This is a genomic window from Rhizobium sp. BK650, assembly GCF_014195325.1.
In the GTDB taxonomy this organism is placed as follows: domain Bacteria; phylum Pseudomonadota; class Alphaproteobacteria; order Rhizobiales; family Rhizobiaceae; genus Rhizobium.
On the sequence record NZ_JACIBK010000016.1, the window covers coordinates 13395 to 33630 of the forward strand.

23 protein-coding genes are annotated in these 20236 nt (G+C 59.1%); 18 read left to right on the plus strand and 5 right to left on the minus strand.

Annotation, left to right across the window (positions count from 1 at the left end):
- Complete coding sequence (locus FHX15_RS27660; RefSeq protein ID WP_184401550.1) at positions 1-519, minus strand: GNAT family N-acetyltransferase; 519 nt, start codon at positions 517-519, stop codon at positions 1-3.
- Positions 506-1033 carry an ATP-dependent protease subunit HslV gene (gene hslV, locus FHX15_RS27665; RefSeq protein ID WP_184401551.1) on the minus strand — a complete coding sequence of 176 codons (528 nt, stop codon included), beginning with the start codon at positions 1031-1033 and terminating at the stop codon, positions 506-508. Before hslV ends, FHX15_RS27660 begins: the two co-directional genes overlap by 14 nt.
- 177 nt (positions 1034-1210) lie before the next feature.
- Between hslV and hisB the strand changes: the two genes are divergently transcribed.
- From hisB to coaA, 9 genes are all read left to right on the plus strand, one after another.
- Entirely contained in the window at positions 1211-1819 is a 609-nt protein-coding gene (gene hisB / locus FHX15_RS27670) for an imidazoleglycerol-phosphate dehydratase HisB (protein WP_184401552.1), read from the plus strand.
- A 20-nt stretch (positions 1820-1839) separates the two neighbouring features.
- A complete protein-coding gene (locus tag FHX15_RS27675; protein ID WP_184401553.1) occupies positions 1840-2310 on the plus strand; it encodes a DUF2628 domain-containing protein in 471 nt (156 codons plus the stop codon).
- A complete protein-coding gene (hisH, locus tag FHX15_RS27680; protein ID WP_184401554.1) occupies positions 2310-2960 on the plus strand; it encodes an imidazole glycerol phosphate synthase subunit HisH in 651 nt (216 codons plus the stop codon). Before FHX15_RS27675 ends, hisH begins: the two co-directional genes overlap by 1 nt.
- A 65-nt stretch (positions 2961-3025) precedes the next feature.
- Positions 3026-3214 carry a hypothetical protein gene (locus FHX15_RS27685; protein WP_184401555.1) on the plus strand — a complete coding sequence of 63 codons (189 nt, stop codon included), beginning with the start codon at positions 3026-3028 and terminating at the stop codon, positions 3212-3214.
- Entirely contained in the window at positions 3204-3764 is a 561-nt protein-coding gene (locus tag FHX15_RS27690; protein WP_184401653.1) for a hypothetical protein, read from the plus strand. Before FHX15_RS27685 ends, FHX15_RS27690 begins: the two co-directional genes overlap by 11 nt.
- Before the next feature lie 5 nt (positions 3765-3769).
- The gene (hisA, locus tag FHX15_RS27695; RefSeq protein WP_184401556.1) at positions 3770-4516 is read left to right on the plus strand and encodes a 1-(5-phosphoribosyl)-5-[(5-phosphoribosylamino)methylideneamino]imidazole-4-carboxamide isomerase; all 747 of its coding nucleotides are present in this window, start codon (positions 3770-3772) and stop codon (positions 4514-4516) included.
- Positions 4516-5304, plus strand: coding sequence for an imidazole glycerol phosphate synthase subunit HisF (gene hisF / locus FHX15_RS27700; protein ID WP_184401557.1), 789 nt, complete (start codon positions 4516-4518; stop codon positions 5302-5304). Before hisA ends, hisF begins: the two co-directional genes overlap by 1 nt.
- 16 nt (positions 5305-5320) lie before the next feature.
- The gene (locus tag FHX15_RS27705) at positions 5321-5635 is read left to right on the plus strand and encodes a phosphoribosyl-ATP diphosphatase (RefSeq protein ID WP_184401558.1); all 315 of its coding nucleotides are present in this window, start codon (positions 5321-5323) and stop codon (positions 5633-5635) included.
- A gap of 5 nt (positions 5636-5640) precedes the next feature.
- The gene (coaA, locus tag FHX15_RS27710; protein WP_184401559.1) at positions 5641-6636 is read left to right on the plus strand and encodes a type I pantothenate kinase; all 996 of its coding nucleotides are present in this window, start codon (positions 5641-5643) and stop codon (positions 6634-6636) included.
- Between the two features lie 12 nt (positions 6637-6648).
- Here coaA and FHX15_RS27715 read toward each other — a convergent pair whose 3' ends face one another.
- The 3 genes from FHX15_RS27715 to FHX15_RS27725 all read right to left on the minus strand — a co-directional run bounded on the left by FHX15_RS27715 (position 6649) and on the right by FHX15_RS27725 (position 9407).
- Positions 6649-7260, minus strand: a complete 612-nt coding sequence (locus FHX15_RS27715) for an alpha-ketoglutarate-dependent dioxygenase AlkB (RefSeq protein ID WP_184401560.1) — start codon at positions 7258-7260, stop codon at positions 6649-6651.
- 1 nt (position 7261) lies between these two features.
- Positions 7262-7699, minus strand: coding sequence for an alternative ribosome rescue aminoacyl-tRNA hydrolase ArfB (gene arfB, locus FHX15_RS27720; RefSeq protein WP_184401561.1), 438 nt, complete (start codon positions 7697-7699; stop codon positions 7262-7264).
- A 97-nt stretch (positions 7700-7796) separates the two neighbouring features.
- Positions 7797-9407 (minus strand): phosphoenolpyruvate carboxykinase, encoded by a 1611-nt coding sequence (locus FHX15_RS27725; protein WP_184401562.1) that lies wholly within the window; start codon positions 9405-9407, stop codon positions 7797-7799.
- Positions 9408-9744: 337 nt separating this feature from the next.
- Between FHX15_RS27725 and FHX15_RS27730 the strand changes: the two genes are divergently transcribed.
- The 9 genes from FHX15_RS27730 to FHX15_RS27770 all read left to right on the plus strand — a co-directional run bounded on the left by FHX15_RS27730 (position 9745) and on the right by FHX15_RS27770 (position 20236).
- A complete protein-coding gene (locus FHX15_RS27730; protein WP_210290881.1) occupies positions 9745-10482 on the plus strand; it encodes a response regulator transcription factor in 738 nt (245 codons plus the stop codon).
- Positions 10483-10559: 77 nt separating this feature from the next.
- Positions 10560-12350, plus strand: coding sequence for a sensor histidine kinase (locus tag FHX15_RS27735; RefSeq protein ID WP_184401564.1), 1791 nt, complete (start codon positions 10560-10562; stop codon positions 12348-12350).
- Positions 12347-12787 (plus strand): HPr kinase/phosphorylase, encoded by a 441-nt coding sequence (locus FHX15_RS27740; protein WP_184401565.1) that lies wholly within the window; start codon positions 12347-12349, stop codon positions 12785-12787. The genes FHX15_RS27735 and FHX15_RS27740 overlap by 4 nt, the downstream gene beginning before the upstream one ends.
- Before the next feature lie 154 nt (positions 12788-12941).
- Positions 12942-13343: a PTS sugar transporter subunit IIA gene (locus tag FHX15_RS27745; RefSeq protein ID WP_007813746.1), complete on the plus strand. Its 402-nt coding sequence runs from the start codon at positions 12942-12944 to the stop codon at positions 13341-13343.
- Positions 13344-13352: 9 nt separating this feature from the next.
- Positions 13353-13628, plus strand: coding sequence for an HPr family phosphocarrier protein (locus tag FHX15_RS27750; protein ID WP_184401566.1), 276 nt, complete (start codon positions 13353-13355; stop codon positions 13626-13628).
- 167 nt (positions 13629-13795) lie between these two features.
- Positions 13796-15196: an adenosylhomocysteinase gene (ahcY, locus tag FHX15_RS27755; RefSeq protein WP_184401567.1), complete on the plus strand. Its 1401-nt coding sequence runs from the start codon at positions 13796-13798 to the stop codon at positions 15194-15196.
- Between the two features lie 202 nt (positions 15197-15398).
- Positions 15399-17984, plus strand: a complete 2586-nt coding sequence (locus tag FHX15_RS27760) for a sensor histidine kinase (protein WP_184401568.1) — start codon at positions 15399-15401, stop codon at positions 17982-17984.
- Entirely contained in the window at positions 17981-19492 is a 1512-nt protein-coding gene (gene tsaE, locus FHX15_RS27765) for a tRNA (adenosine(37)-N6)-threonylcarbamoyltransferase complex ATPase subunit type 1 TsaE (RefSeq protein WP_184401569.1), read from the plus strand. Before FHX15_RS27760 ends, tsaE begins: the two co-directional genes overlap by 4 nt.
- Positions 19493-19504: 12 nt before the next feature.
- Positions 19505-20236 (plus strand): nucleotidyltransferase family protein, encoded by a 732-nt coding sequence (locus tag FHX15_RS27770; protein WP_184401570.1) that lies wholly within the window; start codon positions 19505-19507, stop codon positions 20234-20236.

A 20236-nucleotide genomic window follows, 5' to 3' on the forward strand; every position in this document is an offset into this window, starting at 1 on the left:
TCAGATCCGTTCTTCGGGTGGGTCCATAACCATGAAATAGGCCGGACCATATATAGATGTTCTCGTGTCGAAATGCCGGAAGCCCGCCTTTTCGTAAGCGTGGATCGCTCTCGCATTCGCCGGATGGGGATCGATTACAATCCTTGTCACACCGGCAGCGAAAAGCTGGACAGCCATCTGCCTCACAATCGCGCTGCCGTGGCCCTTGCCCAGCAAATCCGCGTCGCCGATCGAGATATCCAGTCCGAGCGTGCCTTTCGGCTGGTCCTGATAGGGGTGGCCCTCTTCAAGATGGGGATCGTAGCTCTGCAGATAAGCAATCGGCGCTCCATCCAGCTCCACGATCATCGGCCGCGTTTCCACGCTCGTCATAGACTCCCTGATCGAAGCCAGCTCTTCGTCAACAGCGCCCCACCATTCAGCAATGTGCGGCTCACCGAGCCAGCGTGCCAGAAGCGGAAAATCTCCGTCGGCAACATCGCGGAATGTGTATCGGGGCGCGTTGTCAGCTTTCGGCATCCAACGTTTCCACGATGACGTTATGATTCGTGTAGACGCAGATGTCGGCAGCGATATCCAGCGCCCGGCGGGCAATCTCTTCGGCAGACTTATCGGTGTCAGCAAGCGCAAGAGCTGCGGCAAGCGCAAAATTGCCACCCGAGCCGATGGCCGCGACGCCATGCTCGGGTTCCAGCACGTCACCGTTACCGGTGATCGCAAGCGTTACCGATTTGTCGGCAACCAGCATCATGGCTTCGAGATTGCGCAGGTAGCGGTCGGTGCGCCAATCCTTGGCGAGTTCGACAGCGGCGCGCATCAGCTGGCCCGGATACTGTTCCAGCTTCTTTTCGAGCCTTTCCAGAAGGGTGAAGGCGTCGGCAGTAGCGCCGGCGAAACCGGCAATCACTTCGCCCTTGCCAATCCGGCGGACCTTGCGGGCGTTGCCCTTCATGACGGTCTGGCCGAGACTGACCTGGCCATCACCGGCCACCACGACCTTGCCGCCTTTACGAACTGTAATTATTGTCGTCATCTAACACCTGTTGCCCCAACTCACGGGCGGTTCCGGCGGGCCGAACATCCGGCCCCGTTGAGCCCTATGTAAGTCGGCGCACCACGATTGCAAATGGCTTGCCTTTTCCGCCCGCGCTTCTGGATATTTCGCGATGCGCCTGATAAGGAACCACCTTGATTTCAAGGAGAAAGCCATATGGCCGAGACCGTCGCAAGCCGCACCGGCAGCGTTTCCCGCAAGACCAACGAGACGTCCATTTCCGTTTCCGTCAATCTCGACGGCGCCGGCAAATCAACGATTTCGACGGGCGTCGGCTTCTTCGACCATATGCTGGACCAGCTTTCACGACACTCGCTGATCGACATGGAAATCGAATCCAAGGGTGACCTGCATATCGACGACCATCACACGGTCGAAGATACCGGCATCGCCATCGGCCAGGCAATCTCCAAGGCGCTCGGCGACCGCCGCGGCATCACCCGCTACGCCTCGATCGATCTTGCCATGGACGAGACGATGACCAAGGCGGCTGTTGATCTCTCCGGCCGTCCCTTTCTCGTCTGGAACGTTTCCTTCAGCGCCCCGAAGATCGGCACCTTCGATACGGAGCTGGTACGGGAGTTCTTCCAGGCGCTGGCGCAGAATGCCGGGATCACGCTGCATATTCTCAATCACTATGGTGCCAACAACCACCATATCGCAGAGACATGCTTCAAGGCCGTCGCGCGCGTTCTGCGTACGGCGACAGAGATCGATCCGCGGCAGGCGGGCCGTGTTCCTTCGACCAAGGGCACGCTTGCCTGAACCCCATCAGGGAGCCTCAGATGGCATCCAGCTACGTTTTTCTTGTTCCGCCTGATGGTCGGCGCGAGGATACGCGCACGATCCGTGACGGCTTCTCGTGGCTTGCCTTCCTCTTTCCCTGGATCTGGCTGCTTGCGCATCGCCTCTGGCTTCATGCGATCATTGCGTTCGCGCTGCAGGCGATCGGCGGCGTGCTGGCGGAAGAGCCAGGCTTCGGACCGGCGGGCATGGCACTCGCCTTCGCCGTCAACCTGTTCGTCGGGCTCGAGGGGCAGAATTTCCGCATCCGCAATCTCGTATCCCGCGGCTGGCGAGAGGATGCGGCGATCGGCGCGCCATCGCTCGACCTTGCGGAAGAGATCTATTTTTCCAACATCGAGACCGGTGCCGATACAAAAGTACACGAATGGAGCCAGGCTCCCGGCGCACAGGCGCAGCCTGGACAATCCACGTCGCTCGGTCTTTTCGGCTTTGAGGGAGGGCGCAAATAATGCGCGTTGCAATTATCGACTATGGCTCGGGCAATCTGCGCTCGGCGACGAAAGCTTTCGAACGAGCGGCCCGTGAAGCCGGCATCGAGGCGGAGATCAATCTCACCGACAAGGCGGAGATTGTCGCGGCGGCCGACCGTATCGTATTGCCAGGCGTCGGGGCCTATGCCGATTGCCGCCGTGGACTTGATGCCGTGCCTGGTATGACGGAGGCCCTGCTCGAAGGCGTTGAGAAAAAGGCGCGTCCATTCCTTGGCATCTGCGTCGGCATGCAGCTCATGTCCTCGCGCGGCCTTGAAAAAACGGTGACGCAAGGCTTCGGCTGGGTCCCCGGCGACGTCGTCGAGATGACACCTGCCGATCCGGAACTGAAAATCCCGCAGATAGGTTGGAACACGCTGGACCTGAAGCACGACCACCCGCTTTTCAACGGCATTCCCACCGGGCCTGATGGGCTGCATGCCTACTTCGTGCACTCCTATCATCTCGCTGCCGAAAATACCTCCGACGTGATCGCCACCACTGAGTACGGCGGGCCGATGACTGCCTTCGTCGGTCGGGACAATATGGCCGGTTCGCAGTTTCACCCGGAAAAAAGCCAGAAGCTAGGGCTGGCGCTGATCGCGAATTTCCTGCGCTGGGCGCCGTAAGGACTGGCTTTTAGTACGAGCGCCTTATTTCCTTGTAATTGAAGAGCCAAGGACAGGAGCGCTCGATGCCGGCTTCGCAGAAATCAGGCAGAATCTTCTATATGCTGCGGCCCTCCAGAGAGGGGCAGCCGGCTTTTGTCGATGTCAGGCTGCCAGACGGGACGATCATCCGGCAGGTTGACGAGGCGATCCATCGCAAAGCGCTCTCCAATGCTGCCAAGGCGCTCAAAGAGAGGCTCGGTGATGATGCATGAGAGCTTTCCCGGAAACGAGAATTCCCTGTTGCGGTCGAACGGCAGCGTCAGCGCCACCGACCTCGCCGAAGCGGTGCTGGAATTTTACATCGAAGGCGAAGACGATTTGATCGGCCTGCTCGCCTATGCGCTTTATGAGCGTCAGAAGCGTGATTTCATCGTCAGCCACCGCAAGCGCAATTCCGGCCGTTCGCCGAACGAGGCGGAAATTGCGGCCGTGACGAGCAACTATCTCTCGGCCGATCTGCGCAACACCCTACGCGACCGCGCTTCGCAGATCTTGTCGCGCTATGCCGAGACCTATGTCGAGGCCATGGAACCGCAGATCCAGCTCGTCGCCACCAATAGCGAGGCGTTACGTCGGGTGCGTGACATCGAAAAGTCAGTAAAGAAGCGCACCGGCTTCTGGCGGCAGGTCCGCGTCGGCTTCTCCGTGACGCTGCTGTTGATCGTGCTTTTCGCCGCGGCCACCATTGCCGCTGTCTTTTTTCGTTCGGATATCGTAGATGCGTGGAATGCACTGATAGTGCCCCTGACGCTACGGACTTGAGACGAATGATCCTTTTTCCCGCGATCGACCTGAAGGGCGGACAATGTGTTCGCCTGAAGCTCGGCGATATGCAACAGGCGACGGTCTACAACACCGATCCGGCCGCCCAGGCGAGATCCTTCGAGGAGCAGGGGTTCGAATGGCTGCACGTGGTCGATCTCGACGGCGCCTTTGCAGGACATTCGGCGAATAGCAATGCCGTTGAGGCGATCCTGAAGGCCACGAAGAACCCGGTTCAGCTCGGCGGCGGCATTCGCACTCTCGACCATATCGAAAACTGGCTTTCTCGCGGGCTGCGCCGCGTTATCCTCGGCACCGTCGCCGTACGCGACCCGGCACTCGTTATCGAAGCCTGCAAGAAATTTCCGGGTCGCGTTGCTGTCGGCATCGATGCCAAGGGCGGCAAGGTCGCTGTCGAAGGCTGGGCGGAAGCCTCCGAACTCGGGATCGTCGAACTCGCGAAGAAATTCGAAGGCGCCGGGGTTGCAGCGATCATCTATACGGACATCGATCGCGACGGCATTCTGACCGGCATCAACTGGGTCTCGACGCTGGAACTGGCGGATACCGTTTCCATTCCGGTCATCGCTTCCGGCGGTCTCGCCTCTATCGACGATATCAAGCGCATGTTGCAACCGGACGCCCGCAAGCTTGAGGGCGCCATTTCCGGCCGTGCCCTCTATGATGGTCGGATCGACCCTAAGGAAGCGCTCGATCTCATCAAGGCCGCCCGGGCGAAGGAGACTGTCTAATGAGCTTGAAGGCCCGCGTGATCCCCTGCCTCGACGTCAAGGACGGCCGTGTCGTCAAGGGCGTCAATTTCCTCAACCTGGTCGATGCCGGCGATCCTGTCGAAGCGGCCAAGGCCTATGATGCGGCCGGTGCCGACGAACTCTGCTTCCTCGATATCACCGCTTCCTCGGACAATCGTGAGACAATCTTCGATGTCGTCGCGCGCACGGCCGAGCAGTGCTTCATGCCGCTTACCGTCGGCGGCGGCGTGCGGACCATCGGCGATATCCGCAAGCTCCTGCTTTGCGGCGCCGATAAGGTGTCGATCAATTCTGCAGCGGTCAATAATCCGGATTTCGTCGCCGAGGCGGCCGACAAGTTCGGCGACCAGTGCATCGTTGTTTCTATCGATGCCAAGCGCCGGCTGACGCAGCAGGTCGGCGGCGACAATCTCAGCGCCTGGGAAATCTATACGCATGGCGGCCGCAACGCGACCGGCATCGACGCTGTGGAATTCGCCCAGAAGATGGTGGCCCGCGGCGCCGGCGAACTGCTCGTCACCTCCATGGACCGCGACGGCACAAAGGTCGGCTACGATCTGGAGCTGACACGGGCGATTGCCGATTCCGTCCGCGTGCCTGTCATCGCGTCTGGCGGTGTGGGCGATCTCGACGATCTCGTAGCCGGCGTGAAGGAAGGCCATGCCAACGCGGTGCTCGCCGCGTCAATCTTCCATTTCGGTACCTATTCCGTCGGCGAAGCAAAACACTATATGTCAGAGCGCGGCATCGCGATGCGGCTCGACTGAGTTTGGAAGCAGGACCATGAGCGGATTTTCCCTTTCCGACCTCGAGCGGATCGTCGAAGAGCGGGCGAAGGCCTCTGCCGACGAATCCTGGACCGCCAAGCTGGTAGCGGGCGGACAGCCGAAAGCAGCTAAGAAACTCGGCGAGGAAGCAATCGAAGCAGTGATGGCGGCCGTCACCAACGACCGCGATAACCTCATCTATGAAGCAGCCGACGTTCTCTATCACCTAATGGTCGTATTGAAGATTGCTGAAATACCGCTAGAGAATGTCATGACCGAACTTGCGCGGCGGACCGCGCAATCCGGCCTCAAGGAAAAGGCCAGCCGGTAGAGTTCATGAGCATCGCGACACAGATCATCGGAGTGGCGGAAAAGGTGGATGACTTCCAGACCGCTTCTTATTCTCCCTACCATTTCTTCAGCTCGGATCAGTGGGCAAAGTTTCGAGCCGATACGCCGCTGACGTTGACAGGAGACGAGGTCAAACGGTTGCGCTCCATGGGCGATCCGATCGACCTCGATGAAGTCAGGCGCATCTACCTGTCGCTCTCTCGTCTGCTTTCGGCGCATGTGGAATCGTCGCAGCTGCTGTTCAAGCAGCGCAACCGGTTCCTCAGCCTGTCGAATGTGACGAAGACCCCGTTTGTGATCGGCATTGCCGGTTCCGTGGCCGTCGGCAAGTCCACGACAGCGCGTATTCTGAAGGAACTGCTCGGCCGCTGGCCCTCCAGTCCCAAGGTCGATCTCGTCACCACTGATGGTTTTCTCCATCCGAATGCAGTGCTGAAGCGCGAGAACCTGATGCAGCGCAAGGGTTTTCCAGAGAGTTACGATACCGGCGCAATTCTGCGTTTCCTGTCGGCGATCAAGGCAGGCCTGCCGGATGTGAAGGCGCCCTCCTATTCGCACCTCGTCTATGACGTGCTACCGGACGAATACAAGATCGTTGACCGACCCGATATTCTGATCTTCGAGGGCATCAACGTCCTGCAATCGCGCGACCTTCCGGCAGACGGCAAGATCGTGCCGATGGTCTCCGACTTCTTCGACTTCTCGATCTATATCGACGCCGAAGAAACGCAGATCCACAACTGGTACGTTACGCGCTTCATGCGCCTCAGGGAAACGGCCTTCCGGGATCCGAATTCCTACTTCCACCGCTATGCTTCAATCAGCGAGGAGGAGGCGGTTGCGATCGCCGAGGATCTCTGGGCGAACATCAACCTCAAGAACCTGCGGCAGAACATCCTGCCGACAAGGCCGCGCGCCGACCTCATCCTGCGCAAGGGCAAGGATCACCTCATCGAACAGGTGGCGTTGCGCAAACTGTAGAATGTGAACGCTTCAGGGATTGACGCGGCGAAGCGTCAGATTGATGCGGCCGCCGTTCTTCAGAAGCGTCGACGTGGCCGGATAGATGCGGTCGACGCCGTGGAAGCAGAGCCGCCCTTGCCCGCCGAGAATGACGAGATCACCGCTCGACAGTTTGAAGGAGATGGTCTTGTCGCTGCGGTTCACTCCACCCACGCGAAACAGGCAGGCATTGCCGAGCGAAATCGAAACGACCGGTGCCTTCAGGTCAGTCTCATCCTTATCCTGATGCAGGCCCATGCGCGCGTCATCCGAATAGAAATTGACGAGGCAGGCTTCGGGTGGCTTCTTATAGCCCGATACGTCGTTCCAGATATCAGACAATTCCTGAGGAATCGCCGGCCACGGCCTGCCTGTCGCCGGATGCATCGGCTGATAGCGATAGCCGCGCTCCTTATCCGTCACCCAGCCGAGCGAACCGCAATTGGTCATGCGCACCGACATCGGCTTGCCGGTGCCTGGCATGACCGGCACATAGAGCGGCGCTTCGGCAACGATAGCCCTGATGATATCGACCAGCGCCTCCTGGCGAGCGCGGTCCAAATATTCCGGCAGATGGCGGATGCCGCTCAGAAGCTCCGGCATATCATTCTCCGCCACCTGGGCGGCCGCGCATCTTCTTGACTTCCGAGCGTCCCGACTTTTCCTTCAGGCGCCGTTCGATCGAGCCTTTGGTCGGTTTCGTCTTCTTGCGCGGCGGCGGCGGCGGTTTGGCGGCTTCGATGATCAGTTCCTTCAGCCGCTCGCGTGCGTCCTCGCGATTGCGGTCCTGGCTGCGAAAGCGGCTCGCCTCGATCATCAGGACGCCGTCCTTCGACATGCGTCTGCCGGCAAGCTTGATCGCATTGGCCTTGACCCGCTCGCTAAGCGAAGGCGAATTCGGGATGTTGAAGAAGAGTTGGACGGCGGTCGAGACCTTGTTGACGTTCTGACCACCAGGGCCGCCTGCCAGAACGAACTGTTCCGTCAGCTCCCATCCGGCGATGGTGATCCTGTCGTTGATATAGAGCGCTTCGCTGGCCATACCGCCTTCTAACGCATAATGGCCGTAAATTAAAAGCGGGTGAACCCGGCGCAGAAGCGACCGGGTTTCACGTGAATCGACTGGTTCCAGTACCGAGTTATTCGGCTGCGACCTTGATGCCCGGCGCTGCGTCGCGCACGCCGCCGTCGACGTGGCCCTCGAACTTGGCGAAGTTGGCGATGAACATGGAGACCAGCTTTTCAGCCTGCGCGTCATAGGCCTGCTTGTCGGCCCAGGTCGAGCGCGGATCGAGGATGCCGGTATCGACGCCCTTCACTGCGACCGGAACGGCAAAGCCGAAATTCGGATCGGCGCGGAGTTCAACCTTGGCAAGTTCGCCGGACAGGGCAGCCGTCAGCAACGCACGGGTAGCCTTGATCGGCATGCGCTTGCCGGTGCCGTAAGCGCCACCGGTCCAGCCGGTATTGACGAGCCAGCATTCGACGCCATGGCGGCGGATGAGTTCCTTCAACAAATTGCCGTATTCGGCGGGGTGGCGCGGCATAAAGGGTGCGCCAAAGCACGTCGAGAAGGTCGCTTCAGGCTCCGTGACACCCTTTTCGGTGCCAGCAACCTTTGCTGTGTAACCGGACAGGAAGTGATACATGGCCTGATCCGGCGTCAGCTTGGCGATCGGCGGCATGACGCCGAAAGCGTCAGCCGTCAGCATGATGATGGTCTTCGGATGACCAGCAAGGCCAGTCTCCGATGCATTCGGAATGAAATCCATCGGGTAGGCGCAACGCGTATTTTCGGTCAGCGACGCATCATCGAAATCCGGTTCGCGCTTCTCGTTGAGCACGACGTTTTCAAGCACCGTGCCAAAGCGCTGGGTGGTGGCGTAGATTTCCGGCTCGGCTTCTGCCGAGAGACGGATGGTCTTGGCGTAGCAGCCACCTTCAAAATTGAAGATGCCGTTTTCGCCCCAGCCGTGCTCGTCGTCGCCGATCAGCGTACGAGCGGGATCGGCCGAAAGCGTCGTCTTGCCCGTACCTGACAGGCCAAAGAAGACAGCAGCATCGCCGGCCGGGCCGACATTGGCCGAGCAGTGCATTGGCATGACGCCCTTTTCCGGCAGAAGGTAGTTCAGCACGGTGAAAACGGATTTCTTCATCTCGCCGGCATAAGAAGTACCGCCGATCAGAACGATCCCGTTGGTCAGATCACAGGCGATCACTGTCTCGGTGCGGCAGCCATGACGCTCGGGATCGGCCTTGAAGCTCGGCAGATCGATAATCGTCAGGTTCGGCGCAAAATCTGCGAGCACATCGGCCTTCGGACGGATCAACAGATTGCGGATGAAGAGCGAGTGCCAGGCGAATTCAGTCACAACGCGGGTCGGCAGCGCTTGGCCCCTATCGGCGCCGCCGATGAGGTCCTGCACGAAGAGATCCTTGCCCGCGGCATGGGCCAGCATATCCTTGTGCAGAAGTGCGAAATGCTCCGGCGACATCGGCTTGTTGTTGTCCCACCAGATCTTACCGTCGGTGTTCCCGTCGCGAACGACGAACTTATCGCGCGGCGAACGGCCCGTATGCTGGCCAGTGGTTGCACGAAGGGCGCCCTGGGCTGTCAGTTCGGCCTCTCTCCGGCGAATCGCTTCTTCGTAAAGAAGAGCGGCGGAGAGGTTATAACGGACGCTCCGTACGTCGCTGAAACCGATCGTCGCCAGCTCGATTGCCTGGTTGTGAACTCCGAACGTCTCCATAGCTTTTCCCTTCGCTGAGGCGCCTTGGCCGTTAAAATCTGCGCAAAAGTAAAAGGAGAAATTTTAAATGGCAATAGGATTGAGATTAGAAAATATAACAATATCAAATAATTAATCGATTTAAATTCCGGTGATCCGTTTTAAATCGTTTGAAGACCCTTTGTTGAAACAAGTTGTCACACGACTTTTGATTGCGCCTCGTGAAGATCGGCAATCTGCCCCTTTATCTTTGCCACAATTTGTTCCACCTTTATCCTCCATAAGCGCAACCGGTCCCAAAGACCGCCTGGGGAGACGAAATCCGGGAGATCGCGCACCGATGACGGAGACGAATACCATGCCGACAATCGCGCTCGTTGACGACGACCGCAACATTCTCACTTCCGTGTCGATTGCACTGGAAGCTGAAGGATATAAGGTCGAGACCTACACGGATGGCGCCTCAGCGCTGGATGGTCTGCTCGCACGCCCGCCGCATCTGGCGATCTTCGATATCAAGATGCCGCGTATGGACGGCATGGAGCTGCTGCGCCGGCTTCGACAGAAGTCGGACATGCCGGTCATCTTCCTCACCTCCAAGGATGAAGAGATTGATGAGCTGTTCGGCCTGAAAATGGGAGCCGATGATTTTATCACCAAGCCCTTCTCCCAGCGCCTGTTGGTCGAGCGCGTTCGCGCCGTCCTGCGCCGTGCATCGAGCCGCGAGGCGGCTGCAGCCGGCGGCGTTGCAACGGCCGGCGCGCCTAAGGCAGGTGCGGTCCAGCAGGCCCGTTCGCTGGAGCGCGGCCAACTCGTCATGGATCAGGAGCGGCATACCTGTACCTGGAAGGGCGAGGCAGTCACTCTCACCGTGACCGAATTCCTGATCCTGCATTCGCTGGCGCAGCGCCCAGGTGTGGTGAAAAGCCGCGACGCCCTCATGGATGCCGCCTATGACGAACAGGTGTATGTTGATGATCGCACCATCGACAGCCACATCAAACGGCTGCGCAAGAAGTTCAAGATGGTCGATACGGACTTTGATATGATTGAAACGCTTTACGGTGTGGGGTACCGCTTCCGCGAAGCAGCCTGACGCCGAACGGCGCGGCAAAAGACGATTGAGGGTGGCGGGCCGGTCAAGCTGGCCCCGCCCTCCGAAAGGGCCTGTCATTGGCACAGTTGGTGCAGGAAAGAGATCTGGATGATGCGGAGGGCGTGAGCACCCGACGCATCAGGGGCCGGCGTTGGTCACATCCCTTCACTCTGATCCGCCGTATCTTCGGCAATGCCGTCTTTTCGAGCCTGACGCGCCGCATCGTTTTCTTCAACCTCGCCGCCTTGCTCGTTCTCGTCGGTGGCATTCTCTATCTCAACCAGTTCCGCGAAGGTCTGATCGACGCTCGCGTCGAGAGCTTGCTGACGCAGGGCGAAATCATCGCCGGCGCGGTTTCGGCCTCGGCTTCCGTCGATACGAACTCGATCACCATCGACCCGCAGAAGCTGCTCGAGCTGCAGGCTGGCCAGAGCATCACACCGGTGCCGAATGACGAGGATCTCGAATTTCCGATCGATCCGGAAAAGGTTGCCCCGGTTCTTCGCCGGCTGATTTCGCCGACTCGCACACGCGCCCGGATCTTCGATGCCGATGCAAATCTGCTGCTCGATTCCCGGCATCTTTATTCCCGTGGCCAAGTTCTGCGTTTCGATCTGCCGCCGGTGGAAGAAGAAAAGCAGACCTGGGGCGAATGGTTCACCGCCCTCTTCAACAAGGCGCTGCAGCCGGGCAATCTTCCTGTCTATAAGGAAGCGCCGGGCGGCGACGGCTCCATTTACCCCGAAGTGATGAATGCGCTGACGGGCGTGCGCGGCGCAGTCGTACGCACGACGGAAAAGGGCGAACTCATCGTTTCGGTTGCGGTGCCGATCCAGCGCTTCCGGGCGGTGCTGGGTGTGTTGTTGCTTTCGACGCAGGCGGGCGACATCGACAATATCGTGCATGCCGAGCGCCTCGCCATCATGCGCGTGTTCGGGGTTGCAACGCTCGTCAACGTGCTTTTGTCGCTCGTTCTCTCCTCGACGATCGCCAATCCCTTACGCCGGCTTTCAGCGGCTGCCATACGCGTGCGCCGCGGCGCCAAAGAGCGCGAGGAGATCCCTGATTTTTCCGTGCGTCAGGACGAAATCGGCAACCTTTCCATCGCGTTGCGCGAAATGACGACGGCTCTATACGACCGCATCGATGCGATCGAGAGCTTTGCGGCCGATGTCAGCCATGAACTGAAGAACCCGCTGACCTCGCTGCGCAGCGCTGTCGAAACACTGCCGCTCGCCAAATCCGACGATTCCAAGAAGCGGCTGATGGATGTCATCCAGCATGATGTCCGCCGCCTCGACCGCCTGATCAGCGATATCTCGGACGCATCCCGCCTCGATGCCGAGCTTGCACGGGTAGACGCCGGCTTAGTCGACCTGGAAGTGTTTCTGCGTGACCTCATCGATGTGTCGCGTCAGATCCGCAGTACCAAGAAGAAGGTTGAGATCGAATATGCTGTGGATCGCAAGCCCAACGTTAAGACGCGCTTTGTCGTCAAAGGACATGACCTGCGTATTGGACAGATCATCACCAACCTGATCGAAAATGCCCGCTCCTTCGTGCCGGAGCAGGACGGTAAGATCACGGTCCGTCTGGTCCGCACCCGTTCCCGTTGTGTCGTCTATATCGAAGACAATGGTCCGGGCATCCAGGCCGAAAATATCGACCGCATTTTTGAACGCTTTTATACCGACCGGCCGGAATCCGAAGGCTTTGGTCAGAATTCCGGCCTCGGGCTCTCCATTAGCAGGCAGATCGCTGAGGCGCATGGCGGCTCGTTGCGGGCCGAAAACATCGTCGACGACGAGAGCGGTAAATTGCTTGGCGCCCGCTTCATCCTCGCTCTCCCCGCCGATGCCGCGGCATGATCAATATCCACGCCACCGCAATCGTCATCGGAAAGACCGGTCTCCTATTCACCGGCCCCTCGGGCTGGGGCAAATCGATGACCGCGTTTACCTGCATGGCGGAGGCACGGAGGCAGGGACTTTTCTCTGCCCTCGTGGCCGACGATCAGGTGCTTCTTTCAAAACAGGACAACGCAGTTATTGCCACCTGCCCGCCTGCCATTGCCGGGCTCATCGAACTGCGCGGCACGGGCATCATAAGGCAAAATCACGTCGCCCAGGCGGCAATGCATATCGCAATCCTGCCGGGCAGCCCCACGGGCGAGAACCGGCTCCCCGAGGAAGGGGAAACTGCGGTTCTTGCCGAGGGATGCGAATTGCCTGTATTGCGGCTGTTGCCCAATCTCTCCCTACCCCTTGCCGTATTGATGGCAAAAGCGCCAGAAATTGGAAGCTGAGGTCTCCGGGACGAGCCAATACGGCTTATATAATCATATTTTTATCTTGCACTTCGGCTTTCGATAGCCAAGATGTCCCTCCACCGGTGGACGTAATTGCTGCGTTGCGATATTGGGGCCACCGTTTGGGTATGCCATTGGGAGCAGTAATATCATGATCGGACTTGTGCTTGTCACTCATGGCAAGCTGGCTGAAGAGTTTCGTCATGCCGTAGAGCACGTCGTCGGTCCTCAGAAATTTATCGAAACGGTCTGCATCGGACCGGAAGACGATATGGACCAGAGACGACAGGACATTCTCGAAGCCGTTTCCGGCGCAGACGACGGTCACGGCGTTGTCATTCTCACCGACATGTTCGGCGGTACACCTTCCAACCTCGCCATTTCTGTGATGAGCAGCGGCCACACCGAAGTGATTGCCGGCGTCAACCTGCCGATGCTGATCAAGCTCGCCGGCGTGCGCGGCGAAAACAATATGGAAAAGGCGCTCGCCGAAGCTTCCGAGGCAGGGCGTAAATATATCAACGTCGCAAGCCGGGTGCTGAGCGGAAAATAGAAAGCCTTCATGACGCCGCTCTCCCGGGAATTGCTGATCATCAACAAGCGCGGCCTGCACGCGCGCGCCTCCGCGAAATTCGTTCAGACCGTCGACGCCTTTGATGCGACGATCACCGTTTCCAAGGACGGTATGACGGTCGGCGGCACTTCCATCATGGGCCTGATGATGCTCGCGGCGAGCCCCGGCTCCAGCGTCGTCGTCTCTGCGACCGGCAATCAGGCCGCCGAAGCTCTGGATGCGCTCGACCAGCTTATCCAGAACAAGTTCGGCGAAGAAATCTGATCTCCAGCGCCATATAAAGATATAAAGACCTCTTTATATCCCCGTTGCCTTCCCGGCCGAAGCCTGATAAACGGCGAGCATGTCGTGCATTCAGCACGCGGTCACCGTCGCGCGGTCATCGTCGCGTCCTTGCGATGTTTCGAGACGTTTTCAGCCTGGAGAACCCTATGAGCACTGAAAAAGATTATGTCGTCGCCGATATCGGCCTTGCAGATTTCGGCCGCAAGGAAATCACGATCGCCGAAACTGAAATGCCAGGCCTCATGGCCTCCCGTGCTGAATTCGGCGCATCCAAGCCGCTGAAGGGCGCGCGCATCACCGGCTCTCTGCACATGACGATCCAGACCGCGGTTCTCATCGAGACGCTGGTGGCCCTCGGTGCCGAAGTTCGCTGGGCTTCGTGCAATATCTTCTCGACGCAGGACCATGCCGCAGCGGCGATCGCTGCCGCGGGTATCCCCGTCTTTGCAATCAAGGGCGAATCCCTCGTCGATTACTGGAACTACACCGACAAGATCTTCCAGTGGGCCGATGGCGGCCTCTCCAACATGATCCTGGACGATGGCGGTGACGCTACCATGTACATCCTGCTCGGCGCCCGTGCCGAAGCGGGCGAGGACGTTCTCTCCAACCCCCATTCCGAAGAAGAAGAAATTCTCTTCGCCCAGATCAAGAAGCGCCTCGCCGCAACGCCCGGCTGGTTCACCAAGCAGCGCGATGCCATCAAGGGCGTCACCGAAGAAACCACGACGGGCGTCAATCGCCTCTATCAGCTAAGCCAGAAGGGCCTGCTGCCTTTCCCGGCCATCAACGTCAACGACTCCGTCACCAAGTCGAAGTTCGACAACAAGTATGGCTGCAAGGAGTCGCTGGTCGACGGTATCCGCCGCGGTACCGACGTGATGATGGCCGGCAAGGTTGCCGTCGTCTGCGGTTATGGCGACGTCGGCAAGGGTTCTGCCGCCTCCCTTTCCGGCGCCGGCGCCCGCGTCAAGGTGACCGAAGCCGATCCGATCTGCGCCCTGCAGGCCGCCATGGACGGTTATGAAGTGGTTCTGCTCGAAGATGTCGTTTCATCGGCCGATATCTTCATCACCACGACCGGCAACAAGGATGTCATCCGCATCGACCACATGCGTCAGATGAAGGATATGGCGATCGTCGGCAATATCGGCCACTTCGACAACGAAATTGAAGTTGCAGCACTGCGTAACCTCAAGTGGACCAACGTCAAGCCGCAGGTCGACCTGATCGAGTTCCCGAAGGGCAACCGTATCATCCTTCTCTCCGAAGGCCGCCTGCTGAACCTCGGCAATGCGACAGGCCATCCGTCTTTCGTCATGTCGGCATCGTTCACCAACCAGACGCTGGCGCAGATCGAGCTCTTCACCAAGCCCGGCCAATACGAGAACAAGGTCTATATCCTGCCGAAGCACCTCGACGAAAAGGTTGCGCGCCTTCACCTCGACAAGCTCGGTGTGAAGCTTACCCAGCTTAGCGAAGAGCAGGCTGCCTATATCGGCGTGAAGCCGCAGGGCCCGTTCAAGTCCGACCACTACAGATACTGATTTTACCTTCGATATCCACAAGATGTGGTGGCCTCGGCATTGACAAATGCCGGGGCTTATTTTTTGGACGCTCCCTTTCCGACGATTCCCTAACGAAGTATTGTTTTAAGACTTGATTCGTGGCTGCGGAGCTCTCTGTTTTCCACGAAAATGGGATGTCTTGTCGTGATGCGGCACATTAAAGGACGGAGACATACCGGGGATGTCGGAAATGAAATACAGCCTGCCCAGCCAGGTGGAGGACAGTGCCTACGCCGCTGACCGCCCGCTTCAGGCAGGCCAAAAATATAAGTTTGCCGCGGCCCCTTTGGCCGCAAGGCAAAAGCTATGGTCTTTGGCACATATTGCAAAGCTGTGTGCTGCTAGCACCGCTGTTGCCGCTCCGGCGTGGCCGGCCCTGGCGCAGTCGGCGACCGGCATTGGCGCGTCGGCACATCTGTTTACCTCCTCGCAGGTCGTTGGCCTTTCTGTCGTCATCGGCGTTATTTCGGCTGCCCTGCTTTCGACGCTGTGGCTGGTGCGCCAGCGCGGCAATCTGGAAAACGAAAGCCGAGAAATTCGCTCGGCACTTTCGGATGCGCAGCAGCGCATTTCGCAATATCAGGCGCTCATCGCCGACAAGAACCGGCGTATCGTCATCTGGGACGGCGTCGCCCGGCCGGAATTGCTCGGTCAGCTTCCGCCGGAAACCGGCGCGCCGCAAGACAATGAATTCCTTGCCTTCGGTCTTTGGCTGAAAGCCCGATCGGCTTCCGAACTGGAGCGAGCCATCGGTCGCCTTCGCGAGCAGGCGGAAAGCTTCGACATGGTGGTCGAGACCATCCGTGATGAAGTGCTCGAGGCGCAGGGCCGGGTTTCCGGCGGTCGTGCTTTCGTCCGTTTCGTTGCACTCAACAATCTGCGGGCGGAACTGGCCGAACTGAAGATCGAGCGCGATCGGCTGATGACCTCGATCTCCGCCTTTCAGACGATGCTGGACGCAATCGACATGCCGGCTTGGCAGCGCGATACCTCCGGCCGTCTGACCTGGGTCAACCATGCCTATGGAGATGCTGTCGAAGCACAATCGCCGGACCAAGCCGTCAATGAAGGCCGTGAAATCCTGACGACCATCGCCCGTGAGCGCATCCGCGCTACTGCAACGCCGGAATCGCCCTTCCACGACACGATTTCGACAGTGGTGCGCGGCAACCGCACCTTCTTCGACGTGGTCGATGTCAAGGTTCCCAGCGGCTCAGCGGGTATTGCAGTCGACGTCTCTGATGTCGAGGCGGTTCGCGCCGAACTGGAGCGGACGCTGAAGAGCCATGCCGAGACGCTCGATCATCTCGCAACGCCCGTTGCTATCTTCGACGGCGACCGCCGGCTGCAGTTCTACAATCAGGCATTCGTCTCGCTTTGGGAATTCGATATCGCTTTCCTCGAAAGCAAGCCCGACAATAGTGAGCTTCTGGAACGCCTGCGCGCCGCCAAGAAACTGCCCGACCAGCTGAACTGGAAATCGTGGAAGGAAACAGCACTTTCCGTCTATCGTTCGCTCGATACGCAATCCGACCTCTGGCATCTGCCGAACGGGCAGACGCTGCGTGTCTTCGCCACCGCACATCCGCAGGGCGGCGCAACCTGGGTCTTCGAAAACCTGACCGAACAGGTGGATCTCGAAACGCGCTACAATACGCTAGTGAAGGTCCAGGGTGAAACAATTGACCATCTGTCGGAAGGCGTCGCCGTTTTCGGGCCCGATGGACGTATCCGCCTCTCTAACCCGGCCTTCCGCGCGCTGTGGGGGATCACCGAGACGGAAGCCAAACCCGGGACGCATATCCGTGCCATCGGCGAAGCCTGCGGACCCTCCTATGACCAGCCGGATGGCTGGAAAACCTTTGCCGAGCTGATCACCAGCTTCGACGACGAACGCCGTTCCAGCCAGGGAACGCTCGAACTGCTGTCCGGCCTCGTGCTCGACTTTGCCGTCACGCCGCTGCCGAACGCACAGACCATGCTGACCTTCGTCAACATGACCGATAGCGTCCGCGCGGAGCGGGCGCTGACAGAAAAGAACGAGGCGCTGCGCAAGGCGGACGAGCTGAAGAACGACTTCGTACAGCATGTCTCCTATGAGCTCCGTTCGCCGCTGACGAACATCATCGGATTCACCGATCTCTTGCGCACGCCGGGCGTCGGCCCGCTAAACGAACGGCAGGCCGAATATATCGATCATATCGCCACCTCGTCTTCCGTACTGTTGACGCTCGTCAATGACATCCTCGATCTCGCTACCGTCGATGCCGGCATCATGAAGCTCAACTACGCGGAAATTGATCTCGCCGATCTTCTCGACGACGTCTCCATGCAGATCGCAGACCGGCTGCAGGAAAGCGGCGTCTCGCTTGCAATCACCGCTCCAGCCTATCTCGGCTCGATCGTTGCCGACCCGCAGCGGCTAAAGCAGATCTTGCTGAAGCTCCTGGCCAACGCCGCCAATTTCTCGCCGGAAGGTGCATCCATTTCGCTGGAATGCCACCGGGAAGGCACAGATCTCGTCTTCTCAGTCCGGGATCGCGGCCCCGGCATTTCTCCCGAGATGATATCGACGGTCTTCGATCGCTTCGCGACCGGTGCCAAGAGCGGAAAACGCGGCGGGGCGGGCCTCGGCCTTTCGATCGTCGACAGCTTCGTCAGCCTACATAATGGCGAGGTCAGCATCGACAGCGAGCCAGGCAAGGGAACGACGGTGACCTGCCGTATCCCCTCCATCAACCTGCCGCATTCCGTCGCCGCAGAATGACCCAAGGCGAGGTGATATCGCTTTTTCTCGAAAACGAGGCGGCAACAGACCGTCTCGGCAATGATCTTGCGCTTGCGCTGAAGGCGGGCGATTGTCTGGCGCTATCAGGCGATCTCGGTGCGGGAAAGTCCTCGCTCGCACGTGCCTTCCTGCGCACCATAGCCGACGATGACGGGCTGGACGTTCCAAGTCCGACGTTCACGCTGGTGCAATCCTACGAGCTGCGCATTCCCGTCTCGCATTTCGATCTCTACAGGCTCGGCGATTCCTCGGAGCTGACGGAACTCGGCTTTGACGAAGCGCTGGAAAACGGCATCTGCCTGGTTGAATGGCCCGAGATGGCGGAAGGCGAATTGCCAACATCGCGTATCGCCTTGCGGCTCGAGCACGAGGGTAAAGGCCGACGTGCGACGATCACGGCACCGGAGAATGCGGCAGCTCGTATCCGTCGCGTCCTGGCAATCCGCTGTTTCCTCACGGATGCCGGTTACGGCGACGCAGAGCGCCGGTTCCTGACCGGCGACGCCTCGCTTCGCGCCTATGAATATTTCCGTCTTCGCGACAGCTCGCGAAAAATTCTCATGGATTGGCGGCCGCCGCCGGAAGGGCCGCCGATTTATGACGGCAAGCCATACCCGAAGGTCGCTCATCTGGCGCAGGATGCCTACCCTTTCGTCGCTATTGCCGATACGTTGCGCGAGCGCGGTTTTGCGACCCCCAAAATCGAGAAGGTCGATTACGAGCAGGGCATCCTGCTGATCGAGGATCTCGGTACCGAGGGCATACTGGATGACAAAGGCCGGCCGATCGCCGAGCGCTACCGGGAAAGCGTCGCTTGCCTTGCCCATCTTCATTCGATGCAGATCCCGCAGGACATCTCGGTTACAGCCACGCATACGCATCATATTCCGGACTTCGATCGCGCGGCGATGACCATGGAGGTGCGGCTCGTTTTAGACTGGCATATTGCCTGGAAGCGTGGCAGCCCACCCACCGATGCCGAGCGCGAGGAATATCTTGCGATCTGGGATCACCTGATCGACGAACTGCAGTCGGCCGAAACCAATCTGCTGCTCCGTGACTTCCATTCGCCCAACATCATCTGGCGGGAACATGAAAGCGGCATCCGCAAGATCGGCATTATCGACTTCCAGGATGCGATGATCGGACCGACCGCCTATGATCTTGCTTCGATCGTCCAAGACGCCCGCGTCACAATCGAACCGGATCTCTTCCGTCAGCTAATGGATGACTATCTTTCGCTCCGGCGGGCCCAAGGTGGTTTTGATGAAGCCGGATTTATGAAGGCATGGGCCATCATGTCGGCGCAGCGCAACTGCAAACTTGCCGGCCTGTGGGTGCGGCTCTTGCAGCGGGACGGCAAATCCGGCTATCTGCAACATATGCCTCGCACGTTATCTTATCTGAGGGTGGCGCTGGAACACGAGGCGCTTGCCCCCTTGCGCGAATGGTGCGCAAGGGCTGGAATAGTCCCAGTCGAATCATAAGACCGGATCAGTATGACCATCAGACAAGCCATGGTACTGGCCGCGGGGCTTGGAACCCGCATGCGCCCGATTACCAACACGATCCCAAAGCCCCTGGTGAAGATCAGCGGAAAGCCGATGATCGACTATACGCTTGACTCCCTGGTGGAAGCTGGCGTTGAGCGTGCTGTCGTCAATGTCCATCATTTCGCCGATCAGATGGAAGACCATCTGAAAAACTATCGCGGGCTCGATATTTTCATTTCCGACGAGCGTGATGCGCTGATGAATTCTGGCGGCGGCCTTGCAAAAGGACTCAAGCTGCTCGACCGAGACCTGATCTTCGTCATGAATGCCGATCTATTTTGGATCGGCGAACCCGCAGGACAGCCAAGCAATCTGAAGCGTTTAGCCGGATTCTTCGATGCAAAGCAGATGGATATGGCATTGCTCTGTGTGCGCATTGAGGACACGACAGGCCATAACGGCAAGAATGATTTCAGCCTTGGCGCCGACGGCCGGCTGACCCGCTATCGTGACGGTTCCTCCAATCCGGTCGTCTATGCCGGTGCGATCGTCATGAGCCCTACACTGTTTGATGATGCGCCCAAGGAAGCCTTCAATCTCAACATCTATTTCGACAAGGCGATTGCCCGCGGCAGGCTCTTCGGCATGCTGATGGAGGGCCATTGGCTGACGGTTGGCACGCCCGAAGCGATCGACGAAGCAGAGGAAACGATCCGGCGGTTCCGGACGTTTGCATGA

Excerpts from the sequence above, each read along its gene's own strand:
- FHX15_RS27690 (WP_184401653.1), top strand. The coding sequence starts at position 3,204 with ATGATGCATGAGAGCTTTCCCGGAAACGAGAATTCCCTGTTGCGGTCG.
- hisA (WP_184401556.1), top strand. The coding sequence starts at position 3,770 with ATGATCCTTTTTCCCGCGATCGACCTGAAGGGCGGACAATGTGTTCGC.
- FHX15_RS27760 (WP_184401568.1), top strand. The coding sequence starts at position 15,399 with ATGTCGGAAATGAAATACAGCCTGCCCAGCCAGGTGGAGGACAGTGCC.
- hisH (WP_184401554.1), top strand. The coding sequence starts at position 2,310 with ATGCGCGTTGCAATTATCGACTATGGCTCGGGCAATCTGCGCTCGGCG.
- FHX15_RS27770 (WP_184401570.1), top strand. The coding sequence starts at position 19,505 with ATGACCATCAGACAAGCCATGGTACTGGCCGCGGGGCTTGGAACCCGC.
- FHX15_RS27685 (WP_184401555.1), top strand. The coding sequence starts at position 3,026 with ATGCCGGCTTCGCAGAAATCAGGCAGAATCTTCTATATGCTGCGGCCC.
- FHX15_RS27675 (WP_184401553.1), top strand. The coding sequence starts at position 1,840 with ATGGCATCCAGCTACGTTTTTCTTGTTCCGCCTGATGGTCGGCGCGAG.
- ahcY (WP_184401567.1), top strand. The coding sequence starts at position 13,796 with ATGAGCACTGAAAAAGATTATGTCGTCGCCGATATCGGCCTTGCAGAT.
- FHX15_RS27705 (WP_184401558.1), top strand. The coding sequence starts at position 5,321 with ATGAGCGGATTTTCCCTTTCCGACCTCGAGCGGATCGTCGAAGAGCGG.
- FHX15_RS27745 (WP_007813746.1), top strand. The coding sequence starts at position 12,942 with ATGATCGGACTTGTGCTTGTCACTCATGGCAAGCTGGCTGAAGAGTTT.
- FHX15_RS27750 (WP_184401566.1), top strand. The coding sequence starts at position 13,353 with ATGACGCCGCTCTCCCGGGAATTGCTGATCATCAACAAGCGCGGCCTG.
- arfB (WP_184401561.1), bottom strand. The coding sequence starts at position 7,699 with ATGGCCAGCGAAGCGCTCTATATCAACGACAGGATCACCATCGCCGGA.
- hisF (WP_184401557.1), top strand. The coding sequence starts at position 4,516 with ATGAGCTTGAAGGCCCGCGTGATCCCCTGCCTCGACGTCAAGGACGGC.
- hisB (WP_184401552.1), top strand. The coding sequence starts at position 1,211 with ATGGCCGAGACCGTCGCAAGCCGCACCGGCAGCGTTTCCCGCAAGACC.
- FHX15_RS27725 (WP_184401562.1), bottom strand. The coding sequence starts at position 9,407 with ATGGAGACGTTCGGAGTTCACAACCAGGCAATCGAGCTGGCGACGATC.
- FHX15_RS27660 (WP_184401550.1), bottom strand. The coding sequence starts at position 519 with ATGCCGAAAGCTGACAACGCGCCCCGATACACATTCCGCGATGTTGCC.
- hslV (WP_184401551.1), bottom strand. The coding sequence starts at position 1,033 with ATGACGACAATAATTACAGTTCGTAAAGGCGGCAAGGTCGTGGTGGCC.
- FHX15_RS27730 (WP_210290881.1), top strand. The coding sequence starts at position 9,745 with ATGCCGACAATCGCGCTCGTTGACGACGACCGCAACATTCTCACTTCC.
- FHX15_RS27715 (WP_184401560.1), bottom strand. The coding sequence starts at position 7,260 with ATGCCGGAGCTTCTGAGCGGCATCCGCCATCTGCCGGAATATTTGGAC.
- coaA (WP_184401559.1), top strand. The coding sequence starts at position 5,641 with ATGAGCATCGCGACACAGATCATCGGAGTGGCGGAAAAGGTGGATGAC.
- FHX15_RS27740 (WP_184401565.1), top strand. The coding sequence starts at position 12,347 with ATGATCAATATCCACGCCACCGCAATCGTCATCGGAAAGACCGGTCTC.
- tsaE (WP_184401569.1), top strand. The coding sequence starts at position 17,981 with ATGACCCAAGGCGAGGTGATATCGCTTTTTCTCGAAAACGAGGCGGCA.